Below are 10,563 nucleotides of genomic sequence, written 5' to 3' on the forward strand. Positions count from 1 at the left end.
TCGGGAGAAACCAGTTGTCGACCTCTGATGCGGTGCTGACGACCAGCACCGACGAGAGCCACCCCACGACCGACTCCGCAGCCGAGGCGACCAGCGTCGACAAGCCGGTCAGCCGGCGTCGGCGGGTGCTGTCCCGAGTGGTCACCGTGCTGGCCGTCGCCCTGGTGCTGGCCGCCTTCACCCTGCCTCACCAGCCCTGGCGGATGCAGCCCGGGGCCTTCCTGCGGATCCCGCTGGAGGCCCTGCTGCTGGCCGCCGCACTGCTGGCCCTGCCCGGCCGACCCCGCCGGATGATCGCCGCCCTGGCCGGGCTGCTGCTCGGCCTGGTCGTGCTGGTGAAGATCGGCGATCTCGGTTTCTACTCCTCGTTGGGGCGCCCGTTCGACCTGGTGTTGGACTGGTCCCTGCTGGACGAGGCGTTCGCCTTCCTGGCCGAGTCGATCGGTCGGCCGGCGGCGACCGCCATCGCCGTGGGGGTGGTGCTGGTGCTGGTGGCCCTGCCGGTGCTGACCGCCCTGTCCACCGTACGACTGTCCAAGCTGCTGGTGCGCCACCGCACCGCCAGCACCCGGGTCCTGGCGTCGCTGGTGCTGGTGTGGGCCCTGCTCGCCGTCTTCCAGGCGCGGATCGTGACCGGGGTGCTGGTCGCCGACACCAACGCCAGCGCGATCGTCTACGACCACGTGGCGGAGGTACGGGAGCGGATCAACGACCGGGCGGCCTTCCGCGACGAGGTGGGGACCGACCGGTTCCGGGACGTACCAACCGACCAGTTGCTGACCGGGCTGCGGGGCAAGGACGTCCTGATCGCCTTCGTGGAGAGTTACGGCCGGGACGCCGTCTCCGACCCGGAGTTCGCCTCGGTGCAGCGGCTGCTGGACGAGGGCGCCGGCCGGTTGCAGGCGGCCGGGTTCTCCTCGCGCAGCGGATTCCTCACCTCACCGACCATCGGCGGCGGCAGTTGGCTGGCGCACGCCACCCTGCTGTCCGGGTTGTGGATCGACAACAACCAGCGACACAAGAGCCTGCTGGCCAGTGACCGGTTCACCCTGGGGGAAGCCTTCCAGGGCGCCGGCTGGCGTACCGTCGGGGTGATGCCGGCGGTCAACCAGGCCTGGCCGGAGGGGAAGTTCTACGGCTACGAACAGTTCTACAACGGCCCCGACCTCGGCTACCGGGGCCCCCGGTTCGCCTTCTCCCCGATGCCGGACCAGTACGCCATCAACGAGTTCCACCAGCGGGAACGGGTCGGCACACGGGACCGTCCGGTGATGGCCGAGTTGGCCCTGGTCTCCAGCCACTCCCCCTGGACCAAGGTGCCCTCCCTGGTCGACTGGGCGGACATCGACGACGGCGAGGTGTTCCGCAAGGGCATCATCGGTACCCCGGCGGCGCAGGCCCGCACGGGTTACCGGCACGGGGTCAGCTACACCCTGCGTACCCTGATCTCCTACCTGGAGACCTACGGCGACGACGACACCGTGCTGGTGATCGTCGGTGACCACCAGCCCGCCCCGGTGATCACCGGGGACAATGCCAGCGCGGACGTGCCGATCCACCTGCTCGCGAAGGATCCCGCCGTACTGAAGCGGATCGCCGACTGGGGCTGGCAGGATGGTCTGACCCCGGATGCCGCCGCCCCGGTCTGGCCGATGGACTCCTTCCGGGACCGGTTCCTCACCGCCTTCGGCTCCACCCCGGCCCGCCCACAGGCCCACTCCCGCTGACCGGCCGAGGGGTGCGGCCGGCGGTGGTCGTACCGCCGGCCGCACCCCCGCATGCGGCTACCGTCGGTGGTGGCCGGCTGCCGCTAGCGTCGGCTCCACTGCTGGTTGGGCTGGCCGTTGCAGGTCCACAGGACGAGCCGGGTGCCGTTGGCCGTTGCCCCGCCGTTGGCGTCCAGACAGAGACCGGACTGCACCCCGCTGATGGTGCCGTTGGCGTTGAGGTTCCACTGCTGGTTCGTCCCGCCGTGGCAGTCGTAGATGGTGACCCGGGTGCCCGGGGAGGTGCCGTACCCCTCGGCGTCCAGGCACTTGTTGCCGTAGACCGTCAGGGCCCGACCGGAGGTGTAGCTCCACTGCTGGTTGGTGCCGCCGTGACAGTCCCACAACTGCAACTGGGTGCTGTTGGCCGTGCTGTAACCCGGCACGTCGACACACCGGCCGGACTGGTTGCCGACGATCGCGCCGGTGCCGGGAGCCGGGGTGGGGGTGGGCGTGGGCGTGGGGGTGCCGCCGTTACCGGGGGTGCCGATGCTGCCGGGCACCGACTGCAGGGCGTTGTACCAGACCGCGGCCATCTTGTCGTAGCCGTTGGCGGTCGGGTGGACGCCGTCGATCAGGTCGCCGGTGGTCAGGGCGGCGTGCATGTTGACCAGGTGGACCCGCTTGCCCGCGTTCACCTTGCTCTGCACGATGCCGGGGATCGCCGCGTTGAAGGTGCGTACCGCCGCCGCCTGGTTGGTGTTCGACAGGGTGATGATCTGCGCGACGAACACCTCCGCGGTGGGAGCGGTGTTGGTGATCCGGTCGATCAGGGTGGAGAGCCGGTTCGGGGCGGTGCTGACCTGGTAGTTCTGGAGTATGTCGTTGGTGCCGATGTGCAGCAGCACGGTCTGCGGCCGCTGGGTGTTCAGCCAGTTGACGATGTTCGCGTCGATCTGGTCGATGCGCCAGCCCGGGTGCCCCTGATGGTCCCGGTCACCGAGGCTGGTCGGCCCGTTGAACTGCGACCCGACGAAGTCCACCGTGTATCTGCCGTTGACCAGGCGCTGCCACAGGCCGATCCGGTAGCCCCCCGGGATCTGGGTGCCCTCGGTGATCGAGTCACCGAGCGGCATCACCCGCACCCCACCGTTGGACTCCGCGCTGGCGGCCCCGCCCGACACCACCACACCGCTGACCGCGAGAGCGACCGCAGCCGCCACCGCAAGCCATCGTGCCTTCCTACCCATCCCCACTCCTGCCACTAGTCCCGCAGCTCACTGAAACTGTGAGCGCTAACACTCATAGCAGTCGATATTCCCACCCCCACCCACCCCCGTCAACATCCACTCCCACTCCCACGCCCGCCCCGCCACGGCTGACCTCGCCCCCTCCCCGCCCCGCCGACCCGACCCACCCCGGCGATCTTGCACTTTGTGTCGCCGCATAAGCCACAAAAGCCGTGTAACAGCGACCAAAAGTGCAAGATCAGCGCGGACAGGGGCGCGGACAGGGAGGGCGGGCGGGGCGAGGGGCAGCCAGGGTGGGGTCAGGGAGTGGGTTTTTGGGCTATGAGGATGTCGCGGACGATGGCCTGGTCGACGCGGTGAGAGAGGGTGCGCCAGGGGCCGTGGTCCAGCACGGTCAGGCCGGCGGCGGTCAGCTGTTCGGCGGCGGCCTCCCGGCGGGCCACGTTGGTGTTCCAGGAGATGCCGAGCGCGCCGCCGGGGCGCAGCAGCCGGGCCCAGCCCGGCACGGCCGCGGCGAGCAGGGCCAGGGGGTCGCGGGCCAGCCCGTCGTTGGTACGACTGCCGTGCTGCACGCCGTACGGTGCGTCGGCGACCACCAGGTCGACGCTCTCCGGGCGGAAGAACTCACCGACCCGGGTGGTGTCGGCGCTTACCACGTCCACGGTCTGCACGTCGCCGGCCTTGTGCGCCTCCTTCGAGGCGGCCAGTTCCAGCCGCAGTCGACGGCCGACCACCTTGCGTTCCCGGCGTACCGGACCGGACTCCAGCACCCGGTGCTTGACCCGTTTGCGCTTGAGCCAGGTGGTGAGGAACGCCTGGTACGCCTCGAAGTCCTTGCTGTCGCGGTCCAGGCCGGCGGCGTGGAAGCCGTACATCATGGCCTGGTTGAGGGTGGTCCCCCGGCCGCACAGCGGATCGAGTACCCGGAACCGCCGGGTCAGCAGCTCGTCGGCCGAGTCCGAGGCGAGCAGGGTGAGGTTGAGCAGCAGCTTGGTGAACTGCTCGTTGGTCTTGCCGGGGTACTTCAGGATGGTGATCAGGTCGTCGTCGAAGCGGTCCAGCCGGGTCAGCGGCACCGGGCGCAGCAGATCCTCGACGAACTCGAAGATGGCGTACGCGCTGGACAGGTTGCTCAGCAGCGCCACCTCCCGCTCGCTGAGCCCCTCCTCGACCCCGAAGGTCACGTAGTCGACCCCGCCCACGGTGGCCGTCTGCACCGCCCCGAGGCGTCCGCCGAGCACCCTCTCACCGAAGATCTCCAGCTCCGCCCGCGTCAGCTCGACCGCCGCCCCGGAGTACACCCGGTTGCTCGAAGGCAGGATCAGTACCCCATACCGTTTCACGACCAGCCACTATTCCACGGCGGCAGCCGCCCTCCCCCGCCGCCCCGCACAGCGGGGTGGTGCCCGCAGGTCCACCGTCGGACCTGCGGGCACCACGTGATCGAGCGGTGTCAGGGTCAGGCGGGCAGGCCGCCGACCTGGGTGTTGATCCAGGAGCGGATCGAGGGCAGGTCACCGTAGATGGACGGGGCGGTGGCGCAGGTGGAGCTGTTGTTGCCGGCGCGGCTGGTCGCACCGATCACGTTCCACACGCCGTTGATCTTCCGCACCTGGGGGCCACCGGAGTCGCCGTAGCAGGCACCGGCGTTGCCGTTGGTGTTGTTGGTGCAGATCTCGTACGGGCCGTTGATGCCCAGGCACCGGCTGTCGGCCACGATCGAGGTGTCCAGCTCGTGCGCGACGGTCGGGGCGGAGCCGCAACCCCGGGGGGCGCAGGTCTGGCCCCAGCCGATGATCCGGGTGGCGGTGCCGACCGCACCCGAGGTGGTCGGGATCGGGGCCGGCGCGTAGGTGACCGAGCTGGCCAGCTGGAACAGCTTGACGTCGATGCTCGGGTGGTTGACCGCCCGGCTGACCCGGACCACGGTGCCGCCGCTACTGCGGTTGGTGCTGCCCACCCGCACCGAGGAGGGGGTCGAGCAGTGCTTGGCGGTGACCACCCAGTTGGCCTTGATCAGGGTGCCGGTGCAGCCGGAGGTGTAGACCAGCCAGGGGTAGTTCTCGGTGGCCGGGCGCCCGTTGACCACCTGGATGCCGATCCCGCCGGTCTCGTCCCCGGTCCAGGTGTAGGTCTCGGCGACCTCGGCGGTGCTGCGGCTGCCGGCGAAGAGCTGGTTGACCCGGCTGGCCTCGGCAGCGCTGGGGTTGGCGTTGGTGCAGGACACCGGGGCGCTGCTGCCGGACATCAGGTCCGAGCAGAGGCCGGTACGCCGGTCGGGCAGGCCGAGGATGTGACCGAACTCGTGGGTGGCGATCCGGGTGCGGTGGTAGCCCTGGTTGACCGCCTGCCAGCCCATCCAGATCCGTCCGGAGCCGAGCCCGGTGACCTGGGCCCGGGGCCAGCCGGTGTCGACCAGGATGGTCACGTTGGCGGGAGTGCCGGGCACCAGCCGGACATTGCTGACCTTGCTGTTCCAGATCTGGGCGGCCTGGTCGAAGTTGGTCCGGAACTCGCCGGCCCGACTGGCGTCGTAGTAGACGGTTCGGGCGGCGGAAGCGCCGGCGGCGGTGGCCACCTGTAGCCCGGTCGCGGCCAGCACCGCTGCCAGCGCGACGGTTGCCGCGCGCAGCAGTCGTCGTCGGATCATCTCTACTCCCCTGCGGATACCCGTGGCGCATCGACGCACCACGATCGATGTCCGTGGATGTTAGTAGAGATCGGTCAATAGGGTGTCATCGCGGAAGTGTCATACCGCCTTACCGGCTGTTACCCCGCTGTGACGTCATGGTGAAGGCTCGGTGTCGAGGCGTGTCGATGGTGGAGTCCACGAACGTCGGCCCGCACGGGCTGGCCGACAGCAGAGAGGAGACCGCGATGCGGATCAGCAGAACCCTCGCCGCCCTGACGGTGACCTGCGCCGTACTCCTGACCACCGCCGCCACGACCGCCACCGCCGGTACGACGGCGGCGGCCACCGGCGAGCCGTACTGCGCGATCACCTGGGCCACCGCCTTCACCACCGCCACCTGCGGCACCGGCTGGCCCGGGAGCAACCCGGCACCATCGAGGCGTACGAGGTGTCCGCCGTCGACGGCTCCCCCACCAAGCTGGTCTCCGTACCGGTGACCCTGACCGCCACCCGGTAGGGGCCGTCACCGGCGCCGGCGGCGTCCCCTGGTCCGGGTCCGCCGCTGCACCGGCGGCTTGGGCAGCACGAGGGTGCCGACCTCGGCGGCCGACCCGGCGTCAACGGCGTCAGCGGCCGAGGCGACCGGGGCGGCCGAGGCGGCCTCCACCCGACCGGCGGCCGTGCCGATGAGTTCCTGCTCCGGCAGCCGCCGTTCCAGGTCGGCGATGATGGCCTGCACCCGGGCCAACTGCTCACGGACCGACGGCTCCTCCTCGGCGTGCCCACCGGTCGGGCGGTCGCCCCGCTGGGCGGCGACCTGCTCGTCCTGGTGCGCCTCCTGCAGAGCGGTCAGCACCAGACCCACCAGCAGATTGGTCAGCAGGTAGCAGGCGGCCACCATGTAGGAGACGTAGTACAGCACCGCCCAGCCGGTCACCTCACGGCCGGCCTGGAGGGTGTCCGTGATGCCGTCCAGCGACAGCAGCAGGAACAGGGTGAGCATGGCCTGCCCGACGCTGCCGTACTCCTCCGGGTAGGCGGTGCCGAACAGCATCCAGCCCAGCATCGCGTACCCGTACAGCAGCAGGGCGGTGACCAGCAGGAAGCTGGCCAGTCCGGGCAGGCTGCGTCGGATGCCGACCAGGATCACCCGCAGGCTGGGGAACAGTCGGAACGCCCGAACGATGCGGGCCAGCCGCAACAGCCGCAGCAGGGTCACGTTCTCCCGCACCCCGGGCAGCAGCGGAGCGGCCACGATCAGCAGGTCGAAGACGTTCCACCGGTCCCGGAAGAACCCGCCGAAGGTCGGTGCGTGGGCACCGAGACGCACCAGCAGTTCCAGCACGAACAGGGTGAGACAGACGTACTCGACCGCCCGCAACGCGCTGCCCACGATCGCTACGACGACACCGTAGGTCTCCAGGCCCAGGGCCACCGCGTTGACGATGACCACGGCGAAGCTGGCCAGGTTGAACCAGGAGGCGCCGACGAGGGCCTGGCACCGGGCGGCTAGCCGGTGCAACGGACCACGGACAGTGCGCGTCATCTCACTCCTCGCCCGGCTACGACCGGACGGCAGCCTATGACACCCCCGGGGAGGACCCGCATCCGGACCGGCCACAAAGGACAGCAACCTGGTCAGCGCCCCCGACGGTCGCCCACCCCCGACGCCGAGGGCTCAGCCGGCCCGCAGTTCGGCGGGATCGGTGGCGGAGCGATGCATCAGCACGCTAGCCCCGATCACCAGGAGCACGGCCAGCAGCGCGATCGACATCACCGCCCCGACATCGGCCCACGGCACCGAGGTCTGCAGGGTGTGGGTGACCTGGCGGTACTCCAGGTGGCGCTGGGCGTCCGGCCCGGCGCACTCGGCCGGGGTGCCGACGCAGACCATCCGGCTCCAACCCGCGGTGGCGGTCGTCGTGAAGGCTCGCATCCCGGCCAGTCCGACCAGGCCCGCGATGGCGATGCCGGGTACCGCCGGCAGCAGCACCCTCCAGCACAGGGCGCGAGCCAGCACCGCCCTCGGGGTGCCGCCGGCCACCAGGGCGGCGATGGCCCGGCGGCGGGCCACCCCGGCCTCGACCAGGGCGATCAGCAGGGTGAGGGCGGCCACCCCGATGAGACTGACCAGCACCGCGTCGACCAGGGTGCGGACCTCCGACCGGAAGGCCGCGGTGCCCCCGAGGTCCAGGGGCGGGGTGTCATAGCCCAACGCCGGGTCCAGCATCGCGGCCGTCCGCACCGCCACGTCGGTGTCCAGCCAGGAGTGCAGCATCATCGCGGCGGCACCGAAGGCGGTGACGACCAGGATGACGGTGAAGCTGCGGCTGCCGGCGTGCGGGTCGGCGAGGATCTGCCGGGCCGCGATCAACGCGCTGGGTCGCCGGGTCACCCGCAGCAGCAGCCGGGCGCTGCGGTAGCCGATCCAGGCCACCGTGAACATCAGACCGAGCAGCATCACGACGGTGCAGCCGAGCAGGGCGATGACGAACAGGTCGTCCCGGTTGGCACCGAATCCGCCCTGCCGGACGTACTCGCTGCGCATCACCGCACTGATCGACACCAGGCCGGCCAGGCCGAGCCCCAGCAGTAGGGTAGGCCAGGCCCGTACCGGCTGTTGTCGGCTCTGCCGCAGCACCCCGAAGGGGGTGACGGCCACCCGACGCAGCAGGACGACGGTGAGCAGGGTGGTCAGCAACGGCACCCCGAACACCACGGCGACGATCACCGTGGCCGAGGGCAGCACGTCCGTCGGCAGTGGCCGTACCCCCTCGGGGTCCGGGCGGTCGAGCAGCACCCGCCCGGTCAGGTAGGCGACCACGCCGACCACCGAGCCGATCATCGCCGCCAGCCCGGTCTCCACGGCGGCGAGCCAGGTGATCTGCCTCGGGGTGGCGCCGGCCATCCGCAGGGCCGCCAGTCGGCGGTTGCGGGCGGGCGCCCCGAGTCGGGCGCACTGTGCGACCAGGAACAGGATCGGGATGCTGCACAGCAGCATCGCCACGGCGACATTGAGCAGGAGACTCGGCTGGGTGAGCATCCGGTTGTGGTACCGCCCGACGGCCGGGTCGATGGCCAGCACGGTGGCGCAGCAGAGCAGCGCCAGCACCGCGATCGCCGCACCGGCGGCGGTGACCGGCACCCGGGCCCGGTCGGTGCGGGTACCGACGAAGGCCAGGCGGAGCAGGCCGGCCGGTCTCACCGCGCCTCCTCCCGGGCCAGGACCCGGCCGTCGCCGTGGGGCCGGCCGTCGCTGTCGACGCCGCCGTCGCGCAGGGTGATCTCGCGATCGGCGTACGCGGCCACCTGCGCGTTGTGGGTCACCACCAGCACGGTGGTGCCGTGCTGGCGGGCCAGCCGGACCAACTCCACCATGACCTGTTCACCGGCCAGACTGTCCAGCGCCCCGGTCGGTTCGTCGGCGAAGAGCACCTGAGGTTCAGTGACCAGGGCGCGGGCCAGGGCCACCCGCTGCTGCTGGCCGCCGGACATCTCACCGGGCCGCTTGTCGGCCAGATCGCCGACGGCCAACCGGTCGAGCAGGTCCCGGGCCCGCCGGGCCGCCTCCCGGTAGCGCAGACCACCGAGTTGTAGCGGCAGGGTCACGTTCTCGATCCCGGTCAGCTCCGGCACGACCTGGCCGAACTGGAACAACACCCCGAAGACCGTACGACGCAACCGGGAGCGCTCCGCCTCACCGGCGGCGCTGATCTCCCGCTCCTGGAACCACACCCTGCCCCGTTCGGGACGCAGGATGCCCGACAGACAGTGCAGCAGGGTCGACTTGCCGCAGCCGCTAGGGCCGGTGACCGCCACGATCTCACCCGGTTCCACCTGCAACGACACGTCCCGCAGGGCGGGGGTCGGCCCGTACCACTTCTCGATGCGCTCGGCGCGCAGGATGGCCTCGGTCACGACCGTACCTCCGCCCGGAGCTGACTGATCCGGTCCATCGTGGTGGCCATCCAGCGCAGGTCGGCGTCGAGGTGATTGAGCAGGTAGTCGGCGGCGACCAACTCGGTCACCGAGGCTTCCCCGCCGGTCTTGACCGCGGTCAGCTCCCGCATCCGGGCCAGGTGGGCGGCGCGCTGCGCGGCCAGGAACGACCGGGCGGTCCCTTCGTCCGGGGTGGCGAGCAGCGCCACGATGACCTTCACGAACAGCTCGGCGGAGATGTGCACCGCCGGCGGCACCACCTGGCTCAGCCAGCCGTCGAGTGCGGTCCTGCCCTGCGGGGTGAGCCGGTAGGCCACCCGATCCGGCCCGCCCGCCCGCTCGTGCGCCGCTTCCGCGATGTGTCCGTCGCGCAGCATCCGGGCCAGTGTGGAGTAGAGCTGCCCGAAGGCCAACGGCCGGACGCCGAAGAGCCTGCGGTCATGCTCGCGCTTGAGCTCGTAACCGTGGCTGGCCCCCTGCGCCGCGAGCACCCCGAGCAGAACATGCGTGGTCGACATCCCCCCACTATTCCCTCAAGGAATAGCCCCGTCAACACCGGGGAGAAGGGCGGGGTGGCGTGGGGGCATGACAACTGTCATGGGTGGGAGGTGCATGGTGCCCTACCGCTGGTGACGGCTGGGGGAAACACTGATCCGCAACGCAGCCGAGACACCAGAGGTGCGGAAGGCGACTGGGGAAGAGTCGGGCTGGGCCGCTCGCGGGACAGCCGGGACATGAAACAGCTGTGGGTAGTCCAGATACCCACAGCTGACTTCATCCTATCCGCAATCGCCGCGCCGTGCAGGAACCAGATGCGCCACTTCGGGAGAGACACATGCGCGACTTCGGAGCAGACACCGTCAGCGTGATCCGGGCGCGGGCCGCCGCGCTCGCGGCCTCCTGGTTGGACGGTGCCGCCGGGGCACCTCAGGACATCCTGCGAGTGGACAACCTGGCCGGTGAGCCGACCGAGCCGGTTCCGTGCTTCTGCCTCGGCACGTTCTGCTGGGTCAACACCCAACTGGCGGAGTAACAC

Annotated in this window: 10 protein-coding genes; 3 read left to right on the forward strand and 7 right to left on the reverse strand. The window is 70.6% G+C overall.

What is annotated here, in order from left to right; genetic code table 11:
* Positions 1 to 14: 14 nt before the first annotated feature.
* A complete protein-coding gene (locus ACGFIK_RS12060; protein ID WP_393339102.1) occupies positions 15 to 1,727 on the forward strand; it encodes a sulfatase-like hydrolase/transferase in 1,713 nt (570 codons plus the stop codon).
* 83 nt (positions 1,728 to 1,810) lie between these two features.
* Here ACGFIK_RS12060 and ACGFIK_RS12065 read toward each other — a convergent pair whose 3' ends face one another.
* From ACGFIK_RS12065 to ACGFIK_RS12075, 3 genes are all read right to left on the reverse strand, one after another.
* On the reverse strand, positions 1,811 to 2,956 hold the full coding sequence (locus ACGFIK_RS12065) for a ricin-type beta-trefoil lectin domain protein (protein WP_327026031.1): 1,146 nt from the start codon (positions 2,954 to 2,956) through the stop codon (positions 1,811 to 1,813).
* Positions 2,957 to 3,255: 299 nt separating this feature from the next.
* Entirely contained in the window at positions 3,256 to 4,299 is a 1,044-nt protein-coding gene (locus ACGFIK_RS12070; protein WP_327026032.1) for an SAM-dependent methyltransferase, read from the reverse strand.
* A 116-nt stretch (positions 4,300 to 4,415) separates the two neighbouring features.
* Complete coding sequence (locus tag ACGFIK_RS12075; RefSeq protein ID WP_327026034.1) at positions 4,416 to 5,606, reverse strand: snapalysin family zinc-dependent metalloprotease; 1,191 nt, start codon at positions 5,604 to 5,606, stop codon at positions 4,416 to 4,418.
* Positions 5,607 to 5,773: 167 nt separating this feature from the next.
* Between ACGFIK_RS12075 and ACGFIK_RS12080 the strand changes: the two genes are divergently transcribed.
* Positions 5,774 to 6,085: a hypothetical protein gene (locus ACGFIK_RS12080; RefSeq protein WP_393339107.1), complete on the forward strand. Its 312-nt coding sequence runs from the start codon at positions 5,774 to 5,776 to the stop codon at positions 6,083 to 6,085.
* A 26-nt stretch (positions 6,086 to 6,111) separates the two neighbouring features.
* Here ACGFIK_RS12080 and ACGFIK_RS12085 read toward each other — a convergent pair whose 3' ends face one another.
* From ACGFIK_RS12085 to ACGFIK_RS12100, 4 genes are all read right to left on the reverse strand, one after another.
* Positions 6,112 to 7,134 carry an ion transporter gene (locus ACGFIK_RS12085; RefSeq protein ID WP_393339109.1) on the reverse strand — a complete coding sequence of 341 codons (1,023 nt, stop codon included), beginning with the start codon at positions 7,132 to 7,134 and terminating at the stop codon, positions 6,112 to 6,114.
* A gap of 132 nt (positions 7,135 to 7,266) precedes the next feature.
* On the reverse strand, positions 7,267 to 8,793 hold the full coding sequence (locus ACGFIK_RS12090; protein ID WP_393339112.1) for an FtsX-like permease family protein: 1,527 nt from the start codon (positions 8,791 to 8,793) through the stop codon (positions 7,267 to 7,269).
* The gene (locus tag ACGFIK_RS12095; RefSeq protein ID WP_393339114.1) at positions 8,790 to 9,506 is read right to left on the reverse strand and encodes an ABC transporter ATP-binding protein; all 717 of its coding nucleotides are present in this window, start codon (positions 9,504 to 9,506) and stop codon (positions 8,790 to 8,792) included. Before ACGFIK_RS12095 ends, ACGFIK_RS12090 begins: the two co-directional genes overlap by 4 nt.
* Positions 9,503 to 10,045 (reverse strand): PadR family transcriptional regulator, encoded by a 543-nt coding sequence (locus ACGFIK_RS12100; protein WP_393339117.1) that lies wholly within the window; start codon positions 10,043 to 10,045, stop codon positions 9,503 to 9,505. Before ACGFIK_RS12100 ends, ACGFIK_RS12095 begins: the two co-directional genes overlap by 4 nt.
* Before the next feature lie 317 nt (positions 10,046 to 10,362).
* Here ACGFIK_RS12100 and ACGFIK_RS12105 point away from each other — a divergent pair, with 317 nt between their 5' ends.
* The gene (locus tag ACGFIK_RS12105; protein WP_327026042.1) at positions 10,363 to 10,560 is read left to right on the forward strand and encodes a hypothetical protein; all 198 of its coding nucleotides are present in this window, start codon (positions 10,363 to 10,365) and stop codon (positions 10,558 to 10,560) included.
* Positions 10,561 to 10,563: the final 3 nt, after the last annotated feature.

It is taken from the genome of Micromonospora sp. NPDC048871 (genome assembly GCF_043198155.1).
In the GTDB taxonomy this organism is placed as follows: Bacteria; Actinomycetota; Actinomycetes; order Mycobacteriales; family Micromonosporaceae; genus Micromonospora.

Coding starts and splice junctions, on each gene's coding strand:
- ACGFIK_RS12105 (WP_327026042.1), top strand. CDS start 10,363: ATGCGCGACTTCGGAGCAGACACCGTCAGCGTGATCCGGGCGCGGGCC.
- ACGFIK_RS12080 (WP_393339107.1), top strand. CDS start 5,774: ATGGTGGAGTCCACGAACGTCGGCCCGCACGGGCTGGCCGACAGCAGA.
- ACGFIK_RS12100 (WP_393339117.1), bottom strand. CDS start 10,045: ATGTCGACCACGCATGTTCTGCTCGGGGTGCTCGCGGCGCAGGGGGCC.
- ACGFIK_RS12065 (WP_327026031.1), bottom strand. CDS start 2,956: ATGGGTAGGAAGGCACGATGGCTTGCGGTGGCGGCTGCGGTCGCTCTC.
- ACGFIK_RS12085 (WP_393339109.1), bottom strand. CDS start 7,134: ATGACGCGCACTGTCCGTGGTCCGTTGCACCGGCTAGCCGCCCGGTGC.
- ACGFIK_RS12075 (WP_327026034.1), bottom strand. CDS start 5,606: ATGATCCGACGACGACTGCTGCGCGCGGCAACCGTCGCGCTGGCAGCG.